Origin of the sequence: Sphingomonas sp. J344 (assembly GCF_024700005.1) — a bacterium.
GTDB lineage: Bacteria > Pseudomonadota > Alphaproteobacteria > Sphingomonadales > Sphingomonadaceae > Sphingomonas.
Genome location: NZ_JAJONB010000001.1, coordinates 2465748 through 2486362 on the forward strand (window position 1 = coordinate 2465748; position 20615 = coordinate 2486362).

The 20615-nt window shown below is 66.5% G+C and carries 16 protein-coding genes and 4 pseudogenes; 9 read left to right on the top strand and 11 right to left on the bottom strand.

The window, feature by feature from the left end:
• Positions 1 to 105 precede the first annotated feature (105 nt).
• The 3 genes and pseudogenes from LRS12_RS12440 to LRS12_RS20380 form a co-directional block, all read right to left on the bottom strand.
• Positions 106 to 1416, bottom strand: a pseudogene (locus LRS12_RS12440) (efflux transporter outer membrane subunit); the annotation flags it as partial.
• A gap of 160 nt (positions 1417 to 1576) precedes the next feature.
• On the bottom strand, positions 1577 to 2272 hold the full coding sequence (locus LRS12_RS12445) for an NnrU family protein (protein ID WP_257844816.1): 696 nt from the start codon (positions 2270 to 2272) through the stop codon (positions 1577 to 1579).
• 24 nt (positions 2273 to 2296) lie between these two features.
• A pseudogene (locus LRS12_RS20380) lies at positions 2297 to 4077 on the bottom strand (peptide MFS transporter).
• Positions 4078 to 4258: 181 nt separating this feature from the next.
• Between LRS12_RS20380 and LRS12_RS12460 the strand changes: the two are divergent.
• Complete coding sequence (locus tag LRS12_RS12460; protein ID WP_257844818.1) at positions 4259 to 4840, top strand: nitroreductase; 582 nt, start codon at positions 4259 to 4261, stop codon at positions 4838 to 4840.
• Between the two features lie 70 nt (positions 4841 to 4910).
• Positions 4911 to 5267, top strand: a complete 357-nt coding sequence (locus tag LRS12_RS12465) for a GntR family transcriptional regulator (protein WP_257844819.1) — start codon at positions 4911 to 4913, stop codon at positions 5265 to 5267.
• Between the two features lie 88 nt (positions 5268 to 5355).
• On the opposite strand, the gene LRS12_RS12470 is transcribed toward LRS12_RS12465, so the two are convergent.
• Positions 5356 to 7047 carry an acyl-CoA dehydrogenase gene (locus LRS12_RS12470; protein ID WP_257844820.1) on the bottom strand — a complete coding sequence of 564 codons (1692 nt, stop codon included), beginning with the start codon at positions 7045 to 7047 and terminating at the stop codon, positions 5356 to 5358.
• 48 nt (positions 7048 to 7095) lie between these two features.
• Here LRS12_RS12470 and LRS12_RS12475 point away from each other — a divergent pair, with 48 nt between their 5' ends.
• Positions 7096 to 8034: an L-threonylcarbamoyladenylate synthase gene (locus LRS12_RS12475; RefSeq protein ID WP_257844821.1), complete on the top strand. Its 939-nt coding sequence runs from the start codon at positions 7096 to 7098 to the stop codon at positions 8032 to 8034.
• Positions 8035 to 8063: 29 nt separating this feature from the next.
• Here LRS12_RS12475 and msrA read toward each other — a convergent pair whose 3' ends face one another.
• Positions 8064 to 8609 (bottom strand): peptide-methionine (S)-S-oxide reductase MsrA, encoded by a 546-nt coding sequence (gene msrA, locus LRS12_RS12480; protein WP_257844822.1) that lies wholly within the window; start codon positions 8607 to 8609, stop codon positions 8064 to 8066.
• A 70-nt stretch (positions 8610 to 8679) separates the two neighbouring features.
• Here msrA and galE point away from each other — a divergent pair, with 70 nt between their 5' ends.
• Complete coding sequence (galE, locus tag LRS12_RS12485; RefSeq protein WP_257844823.1) at positions 8680 to 9681, top strand: UDP-glucose 4-epimerase GalE; 1002 nt, start codon at positions 8680 to 8682, stop codon at positions 9679 to 9681.
• Complete coding sequence (locus LRS12_RS12490) at positions 9678 to 10301, top strand: MarC family protein (RefSeq protein ID WP_257844824.1); 624 nt, start codon at positions 9678 to 9680, stop codon at positions 10299 to 10301. The genes galE and LRS12_RS12490 overlap by 4 nt, the downstream gene beginning before the upstream one ends.
• Here the strand turns inward: LRS12_RS12490 and LRS12_RS20035 are convergent.
• Positions 10298 to 10606 carry a hypothetical protein gene (locus LRS12_RS20035; protein ID WP_308223014.1) on the bottom strand — a complete coding sequence of 103 codons (309 nt, stop codon included), beginning with the start codon at positions 10604 to 10606 and terminating at the stop codon, positions 10298 to 10300. The genes LRS12_RS12490 and LRS12_RS20035 overlap by 4 nt on opposite strands.
• Positions 10488 to 12074: an AcrB/AcrD/AcrF family protein gene (locus tag LRS12_RS12495; RefSeq protein WP_308223015.1), complete on the bottom strand. Its 1587-nt coding sequence runs from the start codon at positions 12072 to 12074 to the stop codon at positions 10488 to 10490. The genes LRS12_RS20035 and LRS12_RS12495 overlap by 119 nt, the downstream gene beginning before the upstream one ends.
• 149 nt (positions 12075 to 12223) lie before the next feature.
• Between LRS12_RS12495 and LRS12_RS12500 the strand changes: the two genes are divergently transcribed.
• The gene (locus LRS12_RS12500; protein ID WP_224921476.1) at positions 12224 to 12604 is read left to right on the top strand and encodes a GtrA family protein; all 381 of its coding nucleotides are present in this window, start codon (positions 12224 to 12226) and stop codon (positions 12602 to 12604) included.
• A gap of 270 nt (positions 12605 to 12874) precedes the next feature.
• A complete protein-coding gene (locus LRS12_RS12505) occupies positions 12875 to 13603 on the top strand; it encodes a bifunctional 2-polyprenyl-6-hydroxyphenol methylase/3-demethylubiquinol 3-O-methyltransferase UbiG (protein ID WP_257844825.1) in 729 nt (242 codons plus the stop codon).
• Here the strand turns inward: LRS12_RS12505 and LRS12_RS12510 are convergent.
• The 4 genes and pseudogenes from LRS12_RS12510 to LRS12_RS12525 all read right to left on the bottom strand — a co-directional run.
• Positions 13578 to 14135 (bottom strand): tetratricopeptide repeat protein, encoded by a 558-nt coding sequence (locus LRS12_RS12510; protein WP_374581293.1) that lies wholly within the window; start codon positions 14133 to 14135, stop codon positions 13578 to 13580. The two genes, LRS12_RS12505 and LRS12_RS12510, sit on opposite strands and share 26 nt — an antisense overlap.
• Positions 14136 to 14144: 9 nt before the next feature.
• Positions 14145 to 14615 (bottom strand): annotated as a pseudogene (locus tag LRS12_RS20385) (tetratricopeptide repeat protein); the annotation flags it as partial.
• 89 nt (positions 14616 to 14704) lie between these two features.
• A complete protein-coding gene (gene dacB / locus LRS12_RS12520) occupies positions 14705 to 16075 on the bottom strand; it encodes a D-alanyl-D-alanine carboxypeptidase/D-alanyl-D-alanine-endopeptidase (protein WP_257844826.1) in 1371 nt (456 codons plus the stop codon).
• A 187-nt stretch (positions 16076 to 16262) separates the two neighbouring features.
• Positions 16263 to 17225: pseudogene (locus LRS12_RS12525) on the bottom strand (glycosyltransferase family 2 protein); the annotation flags it as partial.
• Positions 17226 to 17358: 133 nt separating this feature from the next.
• Here LRS12_RS12525 and LRS12_RS12530 point away from each other — a divergent pair.
• Entirely contained in the window at positions 17359 to 19515 is a 2157-nt protein-coding gene (locus LRS12_RS12530) for a TonB-dependent hemoglobin/transferrin/lactoferrin family receptor (protein WP_257844827.1), read from the top strand.
• A 24-nt stretch (positions 19516 to 19539) separates the two neighbouring features.
• Complete coding sequence (locus LRS12_RS12535) at positions 19540 to 20523, top strand: DUF6607 family protein (RefSeq protein WP_257844828.1); 984 nt, start codon at positions 19540 to 19542, stop codon at positions 20521 to 20523.
• The last annotated feature ends 92 nt before the right edge of the window (positions 20524 to 20615 follow it).

Genomic DNA, 20615 nt, shown 5'->3' on the forward strand with positions numbered 1-20615 from the left:
CGGGGCGGGGACGGTGTCCGGGGTCGGCGCGACCGAGGCGTCCCAGCCGCCGCCCAGCGCGAGATAGAGCTGGATCAGCGCATTCGCCTTGTCCGAGCGGGCCTGATTGAGGCCATTGCGCGCGGAGATCAGCGACGCCTCGGCCTGGCTGAGCGTCAGGAAATCGGCAAGGCCCGCACGGTACGAGCTGCGCGACAGGATCGCGCTGTTGGTGGCGGCGTCGAGCGCGATGGTGAACTCGCGCTCGCGTGCCTGCGCGGTCTGCAGCGCGACGGCGGCGTTCTCGACCTCTTCGATGCCGACCAGCACGGTCTGTTTATAGGCGTAGAAGGCACCATCCGCCGCCGCCTGCGCCGAGCGCACCTGCGCGCGGTTGCGCCCGGCGTCGAAGATGGTCTGGGCGATATTGGCGAAGACCCGCCCGGTGATGACGTCGAACAGGCTGCCGATGCTGCCCGCGCCCGCATCGATGCTGCCGCCAAGCGACAACTGGGGGAAGAGTTGCGCCTCCGTCACGCCGATCTGCGCGACGGCGGCGGCAAGGTTGCGTTCGGCCAGCCGCACATCGGGCCGCTGGCGCAGCGTGTCCGCGGGAATGCCCACCGCGATCCGTTCGGGTCCCTGGGGGATCGGGCGCACCGCCTCCATCTGCGCCTTGAGCGCCCCTGGAGCCTGACCGGTCAGCACGCCGAGGCGGGAGACGGCGCTGTTGTAGCTTGCTTCGATTGACGGCACGGACGCGGCGGTCTGCGCCCGGCTGGCGCGCGCCTGTTCCTGATCGAGCGAGGAGACGAGACCCGCCTGCACGCGAAAGCCCGCAATCTCCAGATTGTCGTCCTGAATGGACAGGCTCTCGCGCGCATTGGCGAGTTGCGCCTGCGCGGCGCGGGCAAGAATGTAGTTGCGCGCGATCTCGCCCTGAATCGACACGAGCGTGGCGGCGTAGCTGTAGCCGGATGCCTCCAATTGCGCGCGGCTTGCCTCGACCCCGCGCCGCACGCCGCCGAACAGATCGACCTGATAATTCACGTCCGCGCCGAGCGAGAAGCTGGTGCTGCCGCCCTGCGACACGGTGGTGACGGTGCCGTCGGGCAGGGTCACCTGGGTGCTGGTGCCGCGGATCGGCTCGCTGCGCGACGCGCCGCCGCCGGCGCTGACCGACGGGAGAAGCGTCGCGCGCGACTGGACCAGCGCCTCGCGCGCCTGACGGAGGCGAGTGACGGACTGCGCCACGTCAAGATTCTGCGTTGCCGCCTGTTCGACCAGTCCGGTCAGCATCGGATCTTTGAACGCGGTCCACCAGCGTTGCAGATCGGCCTGCGCCTGCTGGTCCGCCGCGACCGAGAAGGTGGGCGGAACCCCGAGTTGCGCGGCGCTGCTCGGACGGTAATCGGGTCCGGCGGCACACCCCGCCAAGGGGAAGCGCGGCGATGCCGAGGATCAGAAACGGGCGAACCATCATCTCGCGAAAATGGCTGTCACCTGCGGGAACGTCCACCAAAAGAGTGTCGCAAATTGTAAGCATCCGCGTTGGAACACGCGCGAAACGAATTAGTTGCGCGGGGGATTTACCGCGTCAGCCATTGATCCAGCGCCAGATGCCGGCGGGCATTTGCGCCAGCGGAAGGTGCGCCCAACTCGCCGCGAGCCACAGGATCGTTCCGCCGACGACCGCAATCCTCCCTGGCCACGCAGCGGCACCCTGTGCGCGACCCTGCGCGATGGCGACGAACGGCCAATAGCTGGTCACGCCCTGCCAGCGCGGCCAGAAATCGGGCTGGAGTTTGCGCTTCTTGTCGTCCTGAAACTTTGCGCCGACCAGGGCAAGCAGGCCGATGCTCGTTGCCAGCACAATCTGCGCCGGCTGCGGAAAGACCAGGATATGCACCAGCGCCCACAGGGCGAAGCTCCACATCATCGGGTGACGGGTGATCGCGAACACCCCGCGCGGGCGCGGCACGGCCTTGGGCCTTCCGGTCGGGTCGGGCAGCGCCGGGTTGCCGATCAGCGACCCGACCAACAGCACCGATGCGAGCAGCATGATCGCGCTGGCGGCAGCCCACAGTGCATCGCCGACCGCCCAGAGCGGCGCTTCGTCTGGAATGCGGCCATAGGCGTGGACCATCCAGCCCAACGTGGCGAATGCGACGAGGGAATAGAGCCCAAGAAAAATCCGCTCGCCGACAGCGTCGACCAGCGGCTTTCGCAAGGGATGGGAGAGGAGAAAATGGGTTCCCAGAAACGCCGCACATGCCGCGATCAAAGTTTCCATTTTCCCTCTCCCGGTGTCAGTCGATCAGCGCTTCTCGTCTTCGAGATGCACGCCCGGTGCTTGCGGCTCGGCCAGCTGGGCAGTCCCGGCGAGCTCGCCGTCGTCGCGCAGCGTGTCGAGGTGCATCAGCTTCTTGATCAGTGGCGATACGACCAAGATCGCTACGCCGACGCCGATCGCGACCCAGCCGATCGTGCTGTACACATCCAGCACCGTCTGAACATTTGCCGCCTCACCGCTTGCACTTTCCGAACCCGTCGCTGCGGCGATCAGTCCGGCGACGAAATTCCCGGTGGCTGACGCGAAGAACCAGGTGCCCATGATGAGCGATGCCATATGGGCCGGTGCCAGTCGGTTCATGGCGCTCAGGCCCACCGGTGACAGACAAAGCTCGCCAGTGGTGTGGAGCAGGTAGATCAGGAAGATGAACACGAGCGGGATCATCACGCCATCGCCCGCTCCCGCGCCGCCCGCGACCAACACGAGAAAGCCGATACCAAGTTGTACGACTGCCAGACCGAATTTGGCCGGGGTGGACGGCTCGATGCCCTTGCGACCCAGCGTGGTCCAAAGCCAGGCAAACAGCGGTGCCAGCAGCACGATGTAGATCGCGTTGAGCGACTGGAACATCGACGCCTTGGCTTCCCACCCAAAGATCGTGCGATCGACATGCCGATCGGTGAGCAAGTTGAGGGACGAACCCGCCTGTTCGAACAACGCCCAGAACAGGATCGATCCGACGATCAGGAACATCGCCGCGAAAATGCGGTCGCGATCGTGATTGGAGCGCCCAATGGATTGCCAGATGACGACGAGCAGGGACAATCCGAAGCCGCCGAGCGCCAGATTTTGCGCGGCGCTGTCCGTCATTGCTCCGATGAACATGGCGAGGAATGCAGCGATCGCGAGCGCGCCGCCGAGTGCGAACAGTCCGAGGGGCAGCTTGGGAGCTGCGGCATAGGAGCCGTGGACGAAGACGAAGGTCGCGACGCCCAGGACATAAAGATCAGGATTGTGCCGCCGATGCCCAGCAGGGTGCCCACGACCGCCTGATTCTGCACCAGCCACCAGCACACCACCACGGCGACTAGACCGACCACATACAGCAGCCATTCGAGCTTGATGCCAAGGACCGGCTTGGCAAGTTTTGCGGCGTCGGGGGCTTCGCCCTTGCCCATGAGCAACGGCTTGCCGAGCACGAAGACGATCAGACCCAGCAGCATGCCGACACCGGCCGCGCCGAAGCCGTAGCTCCAGCCATAGGTTTCGCCGAGATAGCCGCAGAGCAGCGAACCAAGCGCCGCGCCGAGGTTAATCCCCATATAGAAGATCGTGTACGCGCCATCACGCCGCACGTCCGTTCGCGGATAGAGTTGGCCGACGATCACCGAGATATTGGCCTTCAGGAAGCCCGAGCCGACAATGATGAAGGCGAGCGCGAGCCAGAAGACGTTGAGGGCGCTGGGATCCTGACCGCCAGTACCCTCGAACCCCATCAGGAAGTGGCCAAAGGTCAGCAGCACTGCACCGTACAGTACCGCCTTGCGCTGCCCCAGATATTTGTCGGCCAGATAGCCGCCCAGCACCGGGGTGATGTACACCAGCGCGGTGTAGGCGCCGTAGATAACGCTCGAAGACTGGTCGGAAAAGAGCCAGTGCTTGGTCAGGTAGAACATCAACAGCGCGCGCATGCCGTAGTAGGAGAATCGCTCCCACATTTCGGCGAAGAAGAGGATGAAGAGGCCGAGCGGGTGGCCCAAAAAGGTTCGCTCGCCGCCCGGTGCGGCTGCTGGTGTGTGCGCCATCGGCACGAAACTCCCTGACATTTCTTGGCCCCTGGGGCCGGATGGCGGGGAGACTAGCGGCGAAAACCCGCATGTGAAGCATGATTGTTACAGTGGAAACCGTGACCGGTTCGGCTTGGCCCATTGCGACTCGTTCGCAATGGCCCTTTGCGGCGGCGGATCGGCGCGCTAACGGGCGCGGATGACTTTCAACGACACCACCACCCCGCTTTCGCTGCTGCGCACCCGCCGCTCGGGCAAGGCGCGCGACCTGATCGCTCCCGGCCCCGACGCGGCACAGCTGCGCGACATCATCGAGATCGCCGTGCGGACGCCCGATCACGGCAAGCTCGCCCCGTGGCGCTTCGTGGTGGTGCCGGGTGAGGCGCGCGATGCCTTCGCGACGGCTTTGGTCGATGCCTATCGCGCCGAGCGACCCACCGCCGCACGGCTGGAGATCGAAGCGATGGAGCAGTTCGCGCGCCAGGCGCCGACGCTGGTGGTGGTGCTGCACGCGCCGAAGGTCGGCAGCCACATTCCGCTGTGGGAACAGGAGCTCTCCGCAGGCGCGGCAACGATGAACCTGTTGCACGCCGCGCATGCGATGGGATTCGCGGCAAGCTGGTTGACCGGATGGGCGGCGTTCAGTGACACGGTGCGCGACCTGTTCGGCACCACGCCGGAGCGGATTGCGGGCTTTGTCTTCATCGGGACCCCCGCCAAGCCATTGGAAGAACGTCCGCGCCCAGATCTGGATGCGATCGTGTCGGACTGGGTAGCTTGAGCGTCAGACGGTTTCAGTAGAAACCGCATTGGGGGTGGAACTTTAATCCCCCGTGCTGTATTAAGGCAGCATGACAGCACTCGAGCATGAAGACAGCCCGGTTTATCTGAAGCTGCGCGCCAGCATCGCGACCGCGATCCTGCGTGGCGAATACCGGGCGGGGGACCAGTTGCCATCGGTGCGCGCGCTCGCCGCCGAACATGGCGCCAACCCGCTGACGGTGGCCAAGGCCTATCAGAGCTTCCAGGACGACGGCTATGTCGAGGTTCGTCGCGGCGTCGGCATGTTCGTGCTGGCCGGAGCGGTCGAACGGCTGAAGCTGGCGGAGCGCGAGCGCTTCCTGACCGGATACTGGCCCAAGGTGCGCGAGCATATCGCGCTGCTGGGGCTCAGCGCGCACGAATTGCTGGATCGTGAGATCGCCTGAACCAGCCGTCACCCCAGCGAAAGCTGGGGTCTCGTGCCTTTAGAGCTAGGCGCGTTGCAGTAGACCCCAGCTTTCGCTGGGGTGACGATCAGGCCGCGAACGTTTCCGCATCCACGGCGTACAACGCCTCCGCGCTCGCCGTTGCCGCCGCCTTGAGCCCCATCGCCTCTGGCACCACCTGCGCGACATAGAAGCGCGCCGCTGCGCCCTTCATCGCCAGGAACGCCGGGTCGCCCTGCGCCTCCGCCGCGATCCGGCCCTGTGCCTCCATCAGCCAGCCACATACCGCGACCGACAGCATCGTGAGGAACGGCGCGGAGCCCGCCAGCCGGTCGTCCATCTCGCTCGCCAGCATGTGCCGTGCGACCTCTTCGCACGCATCGATCAGCGCGATCAGTCCCGCGTCCTGCGCCTCGCCTTTCATCCGCGCGGTCAGCGCCAGCAACGTCGCACCGCCATCCATGCTCAGCTTGCGCCCGACCAGATCGGCGGCCTGGATGCCGTTAGTGCCTTCATAGATCGGGGTGATCCGCGCATCGCGGAAATGCTGGGCCGCGCCGGTCTCCTCGATATAGCCCATGCCGCCATGAATCTGGACGCCGATGCTGGCGACCTCATTGCCGATATCGGTGCCATGCGCCTTGGCGAGCGGGGTGAGCAGTTCGACCAATGTCTTCGCCTCCGCATCGCCGGCATTGGCACGGTCGAGCTGGCCAAAGGCGAGATAAACCAATGCGCGCGCCGCCATCGTCTGCGCCTTCATCCGCATCAGCATGCGGCGGACGTCGGGGAATTCGACGATCGTCGCGGGCTTGCCGTTGCGACTGCCCTGCACCCGCTCACGCGCATAGGCGACCGCGCGCTGAGTCGCGCGCTCGGCGACCTCGACCCCCTGAAGCCCGACATTGAGCCGGGCATTGTTCATCATCGTGAACATCGCACGCATGCCGCCCATTTCGGGACCGATGAGCTCGCCGATGCAATCGTCATTGTCGCCAAAGCTGAGCACGCAGGTGGGGGAGGCGTGAATGCCGATCTTGTGCTCGATCGACACCACGCGCACGTCATTGGCCGCACCCGGATTGCCATCGGCGTCGAGGCGGAACTTGGGGACGAGGAACAGCGAAATCCCCTTGGTCCCGGCGGGTGCATCGGGGGTGCGGGCGAGGACGAGGTGGATGATATTGTCCGCCATGTCATGGTCGCCAAAGGTGATGAAGATCTTGGTCCCCTTGATCGACCATTTGCCATCGGCGCGCGGTGTCGCGGTGGTGCGGAGCGCGCCGACGTCGCTGCCCGCCTGCGGCTCGGTCAGGTTCATCGTGCCGGTCCATTCGCCGGTCGACAGCTTGGGCAGATACGCCGCCTGCTGCTCCGGCGTGCCGTGGTGGATCAGCGATTCGATCGCCCCGACGGTGAGCATCGGGCAGAGCGTCAGCGCGAAATTGGCGCTGCCGATCGTCTCCATCACAGCGGTCGCGAGCGAGATCGGTAGCCCCTGTCCGCCGAACGCCTCCGGCGTGCCGATCGTCCCCCAGCCACCATCGACATAGGCCTTGTACGCCGCTGCGAACCCGTCGGGCATGCGCACGCCCTCTGGCGTCCATTTCGCGCCGACCGTGTCGCCGGTGCGGTCGAGCGGTGCCCATTCCCCGGCGGCGAGCGCACCGGCCCCTTCCAGCACTGCATCGAGGATATCGGCATCGACGCCGAGTTCGGCGATCTGCGCGACATGCTCCAGCACGAACCGCTGTTCGGCGATGGCGGGGGTGAAGCTCATTTCGTCCTCTCTCTTGCAGCGCTTTTGCCCGCGCTATAGCCACCGGAAATGACCGCGCCAAATATGCAGATTTTACCGTACGGCGAGGCTGCCATCGCGCAGGCCGCTGCCATCATCGCCGCGGGTGGATGCGTCGCGACTCCGACCGAGACGGTGTACGGGCTGGCCGCCGACGCGACCAATGCAGAGGCGGTGGCGGGCATCTATGCGGCCAAGGGGCGTCCCAGCTTCAACCCGCTGATCGTCCATGTCGCCGATCGCCGCGCGGCCGAAGCGATCGCGATGTTCGACCGCGACGCGCGCGCGCTCGCCGATGCCTTTTGGCCCGGTCCGTTGACGCTGGTGCTGCCGCTGCGCCCCGACGCGCCGATCGCCGGGCTGGTCACCGCCGGGCTGTCGACCGTGGCGATCCGCGTGCCGCAGCATCGCGCGATGCAGGCATTGTTGGCGGCTACCGGAAAGCCGCTCGCCGCGCCGTCCGCCAATGCCAGCGGATCGATCAGCCCGACCCGCGCGAGCCACGTAGCCGCGTCGCTGGCGGATCGCATCCCGCTGGTGATCGACGATGGCGCGACCAGCGGCGGGATCGAATCGACCATCGTCGCGCTCGGCGCGCAGCCGCGCCTGTTGCGGCCGGGCCCGATTTCGGCGGCGGATATCGAGCGCGAGATCGGGCGCTGGCTGGGTGTGGCGGGGGACAAGGTCGAGGCGCCCGGCCAGCTCGCCAGCCACTACGCCCCGCGCAAGCCGCTGCGGTTGAACGCGACCGAGGCGCGCGCCGGCGAGTGGTTGATCGGGTTCAGCGACGTGGCTGGAGACGATACGCTGTCGGCCAGTGGCGATGTCGTCGAGGCGGCGGCCCGGCTGTTCGACGCACTGCACCGCGCCGATGCATCGGATCGCGCGGGAATTGCCGTCGCGCCGGTGCCTGACGGCGGGATTGGGCTGGCGATCAACGACCGGCTGCAGCGGGCTGCGGTGCGTTGATTGTCGCGTCACCGGGGTGACGGCAAGCGCTACGCCCCCTCTTTCGCCTTCAACCGCTCGGCAAAGCTCTTGCGCAGCTTGTTGAGCTTGGGCGGGATCACGCCCAGGCAATAGGGGTTCCGCTGGCCTTCGCCTTCCCAGTAATTCTGGTGATAATCCTCGGCCGGCCACCAGGTGTCGGCATGTTCGATCGTCGTGACGATCGGCGCGGGCCATTCGCTGGCATTGCGTTCGATCCCTGCGCGCGCCGCCGCTTCCTGTTCGGGCGACTGGGGGAAGATCGCCGAGCGATATTGCGTGCCGACATCGCCGCCCTGACGGTTGAGCGTCGTCGGATCATGCGTCGCGAAGAAGATGTCGAGCAGATCGTCATAGCGGATCTGTTCGGGATCAAACGTCACCTTCAGCGCCTCGGCATGGCCGGTATCGCCGCCGCACACCGCCTTGTAGGTCGGGTTGTCGACATGGCCACCGATATAGCCGCTTTCGACCGACTCGACGCCGATCAGGTCCTTGAACACGGCCTCCACGCACCAGAAGCAGCCACCCGCGAGGATTGCGGTTTCGGTAGTCATTCGCTTCAACTCCTTGCTACGAGGCCCAAGATAGGATTGAGCGCAACGCGCAACTAGGGGTGAGACGAAGATGCGCGACGGCACGGTGATGGTGACGGGCGGGGCGGGCTATATCGGCAGCCATGCGGTGCTCGCGCTGCTCGATGCGGGGTGGCGCGTCGTCGTTTTGGACAATCTGGTCACGGGTTTCGACTGGGCGGTCGATCCGCGTGCAGCGTTGATCGTCGCCAATATCGCCGATGAGGACAAGGTCCGCGCCGCGATCCGAGAGCATCAGGTGACCGCGATCATGCACTTCGCCGGGTCGGTGGTGGTGCCGGAATCGGTCAGCGATCCGCTCAAATATTACCGCAACAACACCGCCGCCAGCCGCAGCCTGATCGAGAGCGCAGTGGCGGAAGGGGTGAAGCATTTCATCTTCTCCTCCACCGCCGCAACCTATGGAATCCCGGAGGTCGTGCCGGTACGCGAGGAGGCGCCGAAACAGCCGATCAACCCCTATGGCATGTCCAAGCTGATGACCGAGATCATGCTGAAGGACGTCGCCGCCGCGCACCCGATCAACTATTGCGCGCTGCGCTATTTCAACGTGGCGGGCGCTGATCCCGAAGGGCGCAGCGGACAGAGCACGGCGGGCGCCACTCACCTGATCAAGGTCGCAGTCGAGGCGGCGACGGGCAAGCGCGACGGGGTTTCGGTATTCGGCACCGATTTCGCGACACCCGACGGCACCGGGGTGCGCGACTATATTCATGTCAGCGACCTTGCCGCCGCCCATGTCCATGCGCTCGACCTGCTGATCGCCGATCCGGGGAGCAGCCATACACTGAACGCCGGTTATGGGCGTGGCTATTCGGTGCTCGAAGTGCTCGACGCGGTCGATCGCGTGACCAATGTGACGATCGAGCGCCGAATGGAGGGCCGCCGCGCGGGTGACCCGGACGAGCTGGTGTCGGACAATCGCGCGATCCTGGCGGCGCTGCCGTGGCGGCCGCAATATGACGATCTCGACCGCATCGTCCGCGATGCGCTCGCCTGGGAACGCAAACTGGCAGAGAGGCAAGTGCAATGATCGAGCTGTTCCTGTCCGCCTTTGCAATGCTGTTCGTGGTGATCGACCCGCCCGGCTGCGCACCGATCTATGCCGGGCTGACCAAGGGCGCGCGCCCGACCCAGCAGCGCGCGATGGCGGTGCGCGCGGTGATGATCGCCACCGCGATCCTGCTGGTGTTTGCGCTAGTCGGCGAAGCTCTGCTCCGGACGCTCGGCATCAGCCTCAGCGCGTTCCGCATCGCGGGCGGGATCATGCTGTTCATCATCGCGCTCGAGATGGTGTTCGAGAAGCGCCAGGAGCGCCGCGAGGATCGCGCGGAAAAGGTGATGCAGACGCCGGAGGTCGAGGATGTATCGGTGTTCCCGATGGCGATGCCGATGATCGCGGGACCGGGGTCGATCGCGACGATCATGCTGCTGGTCTCACGGGCGGAAGGGCCGGGCGAGACTGCAGCAGTGTTCGGCGCACTGTTGCTGGTGCTCGCGCTCACCCTGTTCGCACTGCTGGCCGCAGGACCGCTGATGCGGGTGCTCGGAGCAAAGATCGAATCGGTCATTACCAGGTTGCTCGGCGTGCTGCTCGCGGCGCTGGCGATCCAGTTCGTGATCGACGGAGTGAAGCGGAGCTTCGGGGTTTAGGGCGCGAGCCTCAGCGGTCGTACCGGATGCGCCACAGCCGGTAGGGGGGCGCCTTTGGGCAGCGGCATCGGCTCCAGCCAGTCGGGGACGTTGCCCTTGGCCAACTGACCGTAGAACCCATCCTTCGCCCGTGCGCGGTACATCGTCGTCTCGGCCATATTGGGGCAGACCAGCAGATATTGCGCGTCATAACGCCGCGCGATGCCGCGAAACGCCTGCGGTGCGCCCTTGAAGGCGTGGTGGACGTCGAGGATCGCGCGCTCGTTGCGGTGATAGGGGCCGGCGATGCCCTTGTGCCGCGTCATCACGATCAGGCGCGGGCCAAGGTCGACATGGGTGAACAGGGTCGAGGGGGGGCAAAGCGCGGTCGAGGGTCCGCATCGCGGCGGCGCTCATGCAGCGGCTGTTCGCCTTGCTTACCGCGACACGGACCTTGCTCGGCGGGCCGTTGACCGGGAGATACTTGACCACGAACCCGGCGAAAAGGCCGGATACCATGAGGAAGGCGGCGACCGATCCCAGCACGCGCACGGCCATCCACTTATGCCCCAGAAACCACGGCATGACCGTCCAGGCGAGCCACACCGCGCCCGGCACCGCGAGCAGCTGTGCCGCCGGTCCCGCGCGCACCTGCCACAACAGCATCGCTCCGGCGAAGGCGGTGAACAGGCCGATCGCGACCCAGGCGACCAACTGGTCGGCGGTCTTCGCACGCCATGCGGCGAACCCCGCGCCGATGATGCCGATCACCGGCAGCACCGCCATCGGAAACGCCATGCCGAAGCTGTGCTTGTAGATCGGCCGGGCCTCTCGGACATTGTTGAGCCAGGTTTCGGCCAGCTCGTCCGACACGCCTTCCGGGCGCTGGAGGCAATTCGGGAACAACCCTGCGAACCCGCCCGCGACGATGCTGCCTGCGATCACGGCAAGGCCCAGCCGGAGAAGTCGATTGGCGGGATTGGCGAGGCTCAGGAGGAACAACAGCGCCCCCGCCGCGACCATCACCGACAGCCACACTGGGGTCAGCGCATCGCAGCGCATCGCGTAATTGGCATTGGACGCAAACAGCACGAAGCCCGCGCTGCTCCCGCCCGCGAGGCTGAGGCCATAAGCGCGCATCCGCGGCATTTCGTCGCGGTCCCACACCCAGCGCAGCGCGACGATCGCTCCGGCCATCGCGCAGAACGGCAGCAGTTCCAGCCCGATCGTCAGCGAGCCCGCGCTCGCCAAACCGACGGTGAGGCCGCCGCGCGTGCGCTGCGGGTCGGCAATGCCCATCACGGCGAGTGCGAGAAAGGCGAGCTGCCAGCCATGATGGTCGATGCGCAGCGGCACGAACTGCGCCATCGTCGCGGTGCAGCCCATCAGGATGATGATCGCCAGCGTCCATGCGGCGGGCGCGATCAGCCGGCGGACGGCAGCGCCCATCGCCAGCATCGTCACGGCGAGTGGAAACAGCGGCGCGATCCCCGCCGCCAGCCGTTCGGCCATCGCCGTGCCGGTAAACGGCTGGAACAGCAGGATCAGCCCCGCGATCGGCAGGTCGACGAGGCGCGACCAGTGGATGTCCAGACCGTTCGGCGGGCTGAGGCGATATTGCCGCAGGTCATACCAGTCCTGCCCGGCGAGCAGGCCGCGTACCTGCATCAGCCGCATATTGTCGTCGGTATCGCTCAGCGTGAGCGCGTTGATCAGCCCCCAGCGCTGCCACAGATACCAGCCCGCGATGACGGCCCAGGCCAGCAGGGCCCAGCGCACCCATCGCGCGGTCAACTCGTGTTCGAGGTCGAACCCCGCGAATCGTGTCGAACTCAAAACTGCTTCCCCTTCTGCAGCGCGAGCATTAGGGCGGCGCGCGAGTTCAGGGCAAGGCGGGCGTGGCTTCACTCATTCATCGACTGGACGATTTGCGGCGGAGCGGGATGCTCGGCCAGCTGATCCGTTTCGGCATCGCGGGGGGCATCTCCACCGTGATCTATTCGGCCGTCTATCTGCCGCTGGTGTGGTGGGTGTTCCCGAACCTCGCCGTTGCGGCGGTGCCATTCGCCTTTGCGGTCGCGGTCACCTGCGGCTTTTTCCTGCATAGCTTCTGGAGCTTCAAGGGGCATGGCAGCCGCGACAATAGCGGGCGCCAGCACTTCAAATTCCTGATCGTCCAGGGCTTTGGGCTGTTGCTCAACGCGCTGTTCACCTGGGTGCTCGCCGACCTGATGCACTATCCCGAATGGGTGCCGCTGATCCCGATCGTGACCGTAACCCCCGTCGCGACATTTGCACTCAACCGCCAATGGGTGTTTGGGTAGAGGGTCTGAACTCACTTGAAACGAGGATCGAGATCGCCCGTGGAAGGCCGCCGACAAGGAGCGCAGCGCAGACGCGTAGCAGCGCTACGCGCAAGCAAGCGACGCTGCTCGGCGGCCTTCCACGGGCGACCGCGCAGGGCGGGCCGAATTTGGCGCCATGCGTCGTCGATCGTCGGTCACGATGTAATCCCATCGCTCCCTCCTCTCCCCTCGCCTGGCGCCAAATTCGGCTCCGTCTCGACCTCGTTTTAAGTGAGTTCAGACCCTAACATGGACCGCATCGTTTACGACCGCATGGCCGAGCATGATTCCACCCATTGGTGGTATGTGGCGCGCCGCGACATCCTCGCCGATTATATCGCGCGCTATGTAAAGCCGCCCAAGGACGCGCGAATTCTCGAGATCGGCTGCGGCACCGGGCACAACCTCCCCATGCTCGGCGCGTTCGGGCAGGTCGACGCGATCGAAATCGACGCCGCCGCGCGCAGCGTCGCCAGCGCACGACTGGGCAAGGAAGTCGGCAGCGCGCCACTGCCCGAGTTGAGCGGTGTGGCCGAGGGTCAATATGACCTGATCGCGGTGCTCGACGTGGTCGAGCATGTCGAGGACGATGTCGCCGCGCTTGCCGGCATGGCCAAGCGGCTGAAGCCCGGCGGGACGATCCTGATCACCGTGCCGGCGCATCAATGGATGTGGAGCGCGCATGACGTGGTGAACCACCATAAGCGCCGCTATTCCAAGGCGACACTGACCGCCGCGCTGGAAAAGGCGGGGCTGAAGTGGCGCAAGCTGCGCTGGTTCAACTCGCTGCTGTTCCCCGCTGCAGTCGCCGCGCGACTGGCGGGCAAGCTGACCGGCAAGGACGACAGCGACGATTCGCCACCGCCGGGGCCGCTCAACTGGGCGTTCGAAAAGATCTTCGGGCTAGAGCGCCATCTGCTCGGCCGCGTGCCGATGCCGCCCGGCCTTTCGATCATCGTGCTGGCACAGCCGAAGTAAGCGATAGCCGCCACGCGACGCGGATACTGGTCGCGAACACGGGCGCGTAGCTGCGCAACTCGTTGCTCGCCGCCGCGTCGAAGGTGCGGAAACGGGCCTGTGACTCCATCGCCCCGGCCATTGCCGCGCGCAACCGGCTGCGGGCTTCGGCTTCCAGTCCGGGGCGGGTGGCGAGCAGGTCGCCCAGGCTCCACTCGCCGATAATGCGGTCGCGATTGTCGGGGGGCAGGAAGCGCGCCTTGATACTCAACGCCTGCCGGTAGCGATCCTCCGCCTCCGCGGTCATCCCGGCGGCGCGGTAATTGGCGGCGAGGCCGTTGAGCAGGTTGGCGACGTCCGGATGATCCGCGCCCGATGCGGCGGTGAACATCCGCATCGCCTCGTTCAACAGATCGCGACCCTGCGTGAGGAAGGCGCGTTTGCGCAGCGGATCGAGGCCGCCGCTATCCTCCATGTCGGTGGGTGCGACCACCGAACGGGTGGCCCCCGCGCGCCGCCGGAACATTGGCGGGATCACCGTTGCGGTCGCCATGCGGTAGAAATTATTGCCGCGATTGTTGAGAAGAATGGCGAGGTCGGGGTCGCCGATCTGGCGAGCAATCGTCACCGCTTCTGCAAACAACGGTTCGGCGTCGAATGCCTTGCCCTGCGCTGCCAGCACCTCGGCCATGGCGTTGAGCGCCCAAGCCAGCTCCATCGCTCCCGGCGACACGGCGCGCTGAATGTCGAGCGAGCGCCGCGCCAGCGCCCCCGCCTCGTTCAGCGCGCCGCGCGCCATCGCCAGCGCGGCGAGCTGGCGCAGGCTGCGCGCGGTGTCGCCATGCTTCTCGCCAAGCTTGGCCAGCCGGATCTCGAACGCGCGACGATAGAGCGGTTCGGCGTCGTTGAGGCGCAACTGCATCGCCAGATTGTCGGCGAGCTTCTCCGCAGCATCTGCCGCCGCGACAGTAGCGGAGCCGCGCCGCTGGACCTGTTCATAGTGCGTCCGGCGCGCGCGCTCGGCGTCGGCGTAGCGCCCCGCCGCTTCGAGCGCGGGGGGCGTCCTGGACCAGCATCATCGCGGCGAGCAGCATGGCCTTCTCCCCCTCATCGGGGGCGGCGTCAGTTCGCTTCGGCGACCGCCACCAATGCCGCGTCGATCATCGGCGTTCCCGACGCATCCCCCGGCACATCATTGGCATAGGCGGCGAAGGTGAGCAATTTTCCACTCTTGCCAATCATATAGCCGGCGAGCGCGTTGGTCGCGTTGATCGTCCCGGTCTTGGCGAAGATGCGGCCTTCCAGCGCGGTGCCCTTGAACCGGCGCGACAGGGTACCATCGACCCCGCCGACCGGCAGCGTCTCACGCCACGCCGCGCCCCAGGGCTGGCGCGCGATCCAGTCGAGCAGGGTGACCATGCCGCGCGGCGCGATGCGGTTATAGGTCGACATGCCCGATCCGTCGGAGAAATCGAACGCGGTGCGCGGCACCCCGGCGGCGGCGAACAATGCGGCAACCCGCTTCTGCCCGTCGGCGACCGATCCGGTCCCCTCGACCAGCCCGGTGCGGCGCAGCAGCAATTCGGTGTGCAGGTTTTGGCTGACCTTGTTGATCGTGTGCACATCCTCCGCCAGCGGAGGCGGGGTCAGTGCGGCGAGCCACACCGGAGCGGGTGGGCGCGGGGGCGGGGCGGCGCGCTTCGCCGGATCGTCGGTAGCGGGATCGAGCGTGCGATAGCGCGAGGTGATCGTGCCGCTCACCTTCACCCCGCGCTCGCGCAGCATCGCGGCGAGCCGCCATGCTGCATAATGCGCCGGGTCGTCGATGCCGAAGCGGATCGTCTGGGGCGTCGCGTCGGCGGCGATGGTGCCGGTGAAGCGGATCGTTCGGTCAAAGGGGAGGCGGTCGAAATCGATATCGGTCTTGCCGCCCGCGACAGTCACGACGCGATTGTCGATCTTTACATAGCCGAGATGCTCGACCTTCGGTGCCTCGCCCGGCTTGCCCGGGGTGACGGTCGCGGCCAGCTCGTTATCGTCGAGGGTGAGCGCGGAATTGGCGGTGCCGTAGCGCGACGGGATGTTGTTCCAGCTCATCCCCGAGCTCCAGCGTTCGTCGGGGAACAGGGTCGCGTCGCCGGTGATGTTGCGGACCCGGCGGATACCTGCTGCGATGGCGTTGGCGAGCTGGCCGAGGCAGTTGGTGACGCAATCCGCCGCGCTCGACAGGCGGGCGTCGCCGCGCCCGGTCAGGATCACGTCCTTGCCCTCGACCCGCACCGCCGCGCCGCCGCTGGTGTCGGGCGCGGTGATCGCGTCAGGCATTGTCCACCATGCTGCGGCCGTGGTCACGATCTTGGTGTTGGACGCGGGGATGAAGCGCTCGTCCGGGCGGATCGACACGATCTCACGCCCCGCGCCATCGCCGACGACCAGCCCGAAGCGCGCGCCGGTCGGGGCCTTGGCGAACTCCGCTTCGACCCGGTCGCGCAACGACGGCGCGTCCTGTGCGAGAACCGGCGCGGCGAGCGCGAGCGCGGCAAGGGCAAAGGCGTGCTTCACAGCAGCGTCGGCGGTTCAGGCTTGCGCTTGGGCGTCTTGGTGGGGGCGGGTGCGGGTTCGTCGGTGTCGGCGCGCGGGGGCGCGAACGGCGCGACGGTGACCTCCCCGAATCCTGGAAGCGGTAGCCGAGTGAGGCGTGACCCTTCACCGGCCCCGCCACATCGGCGACGAGGTAGAGCGGACGCCGCTTCGATTCGACATAGAGGCGGCCGAGATACTCACCGATCATGCCAAGCACGAACATCTGCACCGCGCCGAGGAACACCACCACCAGCATCGTCGAGGTCCAACCCTGCACCGCGTTGCCGAACAGCCACCCGACGACGATGTAAAGGAACAGCAGCGCCGACAGGCCGGTGAGTGCGAGACCGACATGGCTGGCGAAGCGGAGCGGCGCGGTCGAGAAGCCGGTCACCGCATCGAGCGCGAAGCGGACCATCTTGGCCAGCGGATATTTAGTCTCGCCGGCGTGGCGCTCATGCCGGTCATAGACGAACGGTACCTGGCGGAACCCGACCCAGGCGACCATGCCGCGAATGAAGCGCGCCTGTTCGGGCAGTGACAGAAAGGCGTCGAGCGCACGGCGGGTCATCAGGCGGAAATCGCCGGTGTCGAGCGGGATCGGCGTGTCGGTGATCCGGTCGAGCATGCGGTAGAAGAGCGCGGCGGTCGCTTTCTTGAAAAACGTCTCGCCATCGCGCTTGCGGCGCACCGCATAGACCACGTCCGCGCCCTGTTCGCGCATGGTCGCGCGCATGTCGGACAGCAGCTCGGGCGGGTCCTGAAGATCGGCGTCGATCACGAGAATCTCCTCGCCCGCGCACAGGTCGAGCCCGGCGGTGAGCGCAAGCTGATGCCCGTGGTTGCGCGACAGATTGACCGCGACCAGATGCGGGTCGGCGGCTGCCAGTCGCTGCATTACCGCCCAGCTGCCATCGCGCGACCCGTCATTGACCAGCACGATTTCATAATCGTCGCCAACCGCGGCGCGCGCCGCTGCGGAAACGCGACCGTGGAGTAGCTCGAGACAGCCTTCTTCATTGTAGCACGGCACGACGACCGAGAGCTTGGGACGTTGCATGCGACGGCTTCTAACGCGGCGCGCGGCCTTCGTCATGCGCGATTTATGCCGACGTGGTTGACACCCGAAACGACGCCGCCTACTCGAACCGCAAATGAGAATCACTCGCATTCGCAAGTTGAAGGGGTTTGGTATGAAGTCGCAGCGTATCGTTCTTGTCTCGGGAGTCGCGCTCGCCGCGCTGCTCGCTTTGCCCGCGCGGGCAAACGACGCGGATGCCGACCCCAAGGACGTCGTCACCATCACCGCGACCCGCACGCCGATTGCGACGCAGGATGCGCCCGCGACCGTCAGCGTGATCGACGAAGCGCAGATCGCCGATGAACTCGTCACCGACATCAAGGAACTGGTGCGGTTCGAGCCGGGGGTGAGCGTCGCGCGCCAGCCGACCCGCTTCGGCGCGGCGCTGGGCACCACGGGGCGCGCGGGCAATGAGGGGTTCACGATCCGCGGCCTCGGCGGCAACCGCGTGTTGATCCAGGTCGATGGCGTGCGCGTCCCCGACGGGTTCACGTTCGGCGCGCAGGGCGTGGGGCGCGGCGACTATGTCGACCTCGGCCTGATCAAGTCGGTCGAGATTCTGCGCGGCTCGGCGTCGGCGCTTTACGGCAGCGACGGACTGGCGGGCGCGGTCAGCTTCATCACCAGCGATCCCGAGGATCTGTTGCGCACGGGGCAGAATGTCGGTGGCCTCGTGCGTGCGGCCTATTCCTCCGCGGACAACGAGTTCAGCGAGACCGCGATCCTCGCCGGGCGCTCGGGCGACTGGTCGGTAATGGCGGCCTATACGCGCCGCGACTTCCATGAATATGAGAATCGGGGGACCGTCGGTGGCACCGGCGCGGCGCGGACCCAGCCCAACCCGCAGGATGGACGGTCGAACGCCGCGCTCGGGCGGCTGGTCTGGGAGAGCGGCGGGCACCGCATCCGTCTGACCGGCGAGTATCTCGACACGCACCTCTACACCGATGTGCTGACCGGCCACAGCGCGAGCGTGCTCAACCTCGACGCGACCGACACCGGCCATCGCTGGCGCGCAGGACTCGACTGGAGCTGGCAGGGCGACGGCACGATCGAGGCGGCGCGGCTCGCCGTCTATCTTCAGGATTCGGAGGACAGCCAGTTCACGTCCGAGGATCGCAACCCGGCGGTCGATCGCACGCGCCTCAACATCTTCGCCAACCGCGTCTACGGCGCAGCGGGCGAAGCGCGGCTGAACTTCGGGACGGCGGAGGCGCCGCTGCGGATCATCCTGGGTGGCGACGTCAGCCGGACCGAGCAGCAGGGACTGCGCGACGGGACCGTCCCGCCGGCGGGCGAAACCTTCCCGACCCGCGCCTTCCCCGATACCGACTATACGCTGATCGGCTTGTTCGCGGCGGGTGAAGTGGCGCTTGGTCCTGTGACGCTGCACCCGGCGCTGCGCTTCGACCATTTCGACCTGTCCCCCGATACGAGCCAGACCTTCCCGGGCATCACTCCGGTCGCGCAGAGCGGGTCGCGTGTGTCGCCCAAGATCGGCGTGGTCGCGAAGCTGGGCGAGCGCGTTCGCCTGTTCGCCAACTATGCGCAGGGGTTCAAGGCGCCCGAACCGAGCCAGGTCAACGCCTTCTTCGGCAATCTCGGCTTTGGCTATATCGCCGCGCCCAACCCCGATCTGCGCCCCGAAACCAGCGCCAGTTTCGAAGCAGGCGTGCGCTTCCTCAGCGACAATGTCCGGCTCGACGTCACCGCCTTCCACGCCGATTATGACGACTTCATCTCGCAGGAGGTGGTCGGCGGCAGCTTCACCCCGACCGATCCGGCGATCTACAAGTTCATCAACATCGACAAGGCCGAGGTCGAAGGGATCGAGGCCAAGTTCGAGGCGTGGAGCGACACCGGCTTCACCGGCCGCCTCTCGATCGCCTACGCCACGGGTGACGAGATTGCGCCGAGCGGCACCCGCTCGCCCCTGCTGACGGTCGATCCGTTCAAGGTCGTGATCGGCGCGGGCTGGCGCGATCCGGGCGGGCGGTTCGGCGGGCAACTCATCGCCACGCACAGCGCGAAGAAGGAAACCGACCGCGCCGGCGGCGGCTACACCCCGCCCGCCTTCACCACGCTCGACCTCACCGCATTCGTCAAGGTCACTGACAGCATCACGCTGCGCGGCGGCGTCTTCAACCTGACCGACGAAACCTATGCCTGGTGGAGCGATGTGCGCGGCCTGTCGCCGACTTCAACTATCAAGGACGCCTACACCCAGCCGGGCCGCAACGGCAGCGTGTCGGTCAGCTTCCGCTTCTGAATACCGACATCAACGGAGGGTAAGGTGAAACACTGGATTCGATTGAGCATCGCCGCCGCGCTGCTGACCGCAACCGCCGCCCCGGCGCTGGCCGACGGCCCCGTGCGGGTGCGCACGCCCGAGGAAGAGAAGGCGAGTTTCGAGGCCGACCGCCGCGACATTCTGGCGATGGCTGGTAACTACAAGGTCAAGTTCGACATGCGCGAATCGACGCCGTGGCGTGGGGGCTATGCGCCGATCGAGGCGAAGATTTCGGGCGGGCATGAATCGGTCCGCGTGATCGAGGATACCGGCCGCATCATCCGCCTTCAGCACCTGCTGGTCGTGACCCATGAGGGCAAGGACCACGTCATCAAGCATTGGCGACAGGACTGGGAATATGAGCCGGAAAAGGTGCTGGTCTATTCCGGCCCCGACAGCTGGACCTGGGAAGAAGTGCCCGAACGCATGCGCGCCGGCCGCTGGTCGCAGACCGTGTATCAGGTCGATGACAGCCCGCGCTATGGCGGCTGGGGCCAGTGGACGACCGAGGGCGGGGTCCGGCGCTGGCGCTCCAACTGGATCTGGCGTCCGCTCGCCCGCCGCGATGCGGTGCGCGGGCCGGTCTATGACCGCTATCTCGGCATCAACCGCCACCAGAACTTCCCCGGCGGCTGGGTCCATTGGCAGGACAACACCAAGATGGGCCAGTTCGACGGCAAGCTTCAGCCGGTGGTGCAGGAATATGTGCTGAACACCTACACCAGGTTCGACGGCTACAGCGTCAAGGCGGCGGACGAGTATTGGGCGGCGACCAAGGGCTATTGGGCCGCAGTGCGCGCCGAATGGGACCGCATCGCTGCCGTCAAGAACGGCATCCGCATCACCGAAGCGGCCGAGTCCGGCACCGTGATCGCCAGCCGCCTGCTGGAAATCGCTGGCGACGTCCGGTCGGGCAAGCTTGCTGAAGCTGATGCGATCAAGACGGCCAAGGCGCTAATGGATCAGGCCACCCGCGCTGCGAACTGACGTGACCCTCCGGCCCGCGCAACCGTGCCGGTTCCTGCCTGCCCCGGACTTCAGCCCCTGCGGCGGGCGTTTTGGTGGTTGAGGAACGGCGA

What these genes read in the sequence shown, in the direction of transcription:
- LRS12_RS12530 (WP_257844827.1), top strand. Translation starts at nt 17,359, where the DNA reads ATGAAGTCGCAGCGTATCGTTCTTGTCTCGGGAGTCGCGCTCGCCGCG.
- msrA (WP_257844822.1), bottom strand. Translation starts at nt 8,609, where the DNA reads ATGACTACCGAAACCGCAATCCTCGCGGGTGGCTGCTTCTGGTGCGTG.
- galE (WP_257844823.1), top strand. Translation starts at nt 8,680, where the DNA reads ATGCGCGACGGCACGGTGATGGTGACGGGCGGGGCGGGCTATATCGGC.
- LRS12_RS12475 (WP_257844821.1), top strand. Translation starts at nt 7,096, where the DNA reads ATGACCGCGCCAAATATGCAGATTTTACCGTACGGCGAGGCTGCCATC.
- LRS12_RS12500 (WP_224921476.1), top strand. Translation starts at nt 12,224, where the DNA reads ATGCTCGGCCAGCTGATCCGTTTCGGCATCGCGGGGGGCATCTCCACC.
- LRS12_RS12460 (WP_257844818.1), top strand. Translation starts at nt 4,259, where the DNA reads ATGACTTTCAACGACACCACCACCCCGCTTTCGCTGCTGCGCACCCGC.
- LRS12_RS12510 (WP_374581293.1), bottom strand. Translation starts at nt 14,135, where the DNA reads ATGGCGACCGCAACGGTGATCCCGCCAATGTTCCGGCGGCGCGCGGGG.
- LRS12_RS12470 (WP_257844820.1), bottom strand. Translation starts at nt 7,047, where the DNA reads ATGAGCTTCACCCCCGCCATCGCCGAACAGCGGTTCGTGCTGGAGCAT.
- LRS12_RS12465 (WP_257844819.1), top strand. Translation starts at nt 4,911, where the DNA reads ATGACAGCACTCGAGCATGAAGACAGCCCGGTTTATCTGAAGCTGCGC.
- LRS12_RS12505 (WP_257844825.1), top strand. Translation starts at nt 12,875, where the DNA reads ATGGACCGCATCGTTTACGACCGCATGGCCGAGCATGATTCCACCCAT.
- LRS12_RS12490 (WP_257844824.1), top strand. Translation starts at nt 9,678, where the DNA reads ATGATCGAGCTGTTCCTGTCCGCCTTTGCAATGCTGTTCGTGGTGATC.
- LRS12_RS12445 (WP_257844816.1), bottom strand. Translation starts at nt 2,272, where the DNA reads ATGGAAACTTTGATCGCGGCATGTGCGGCGTTTCTGGGAACCCATTTT.
- LRS12_RS20035 (WP_308223014.1), bottom strand. Translation starts at nt 10,606, where the DNA reads ATGACGCGGCACAAGGGCATCGCCGGCCCCTATCACCGCAACGAGCGC.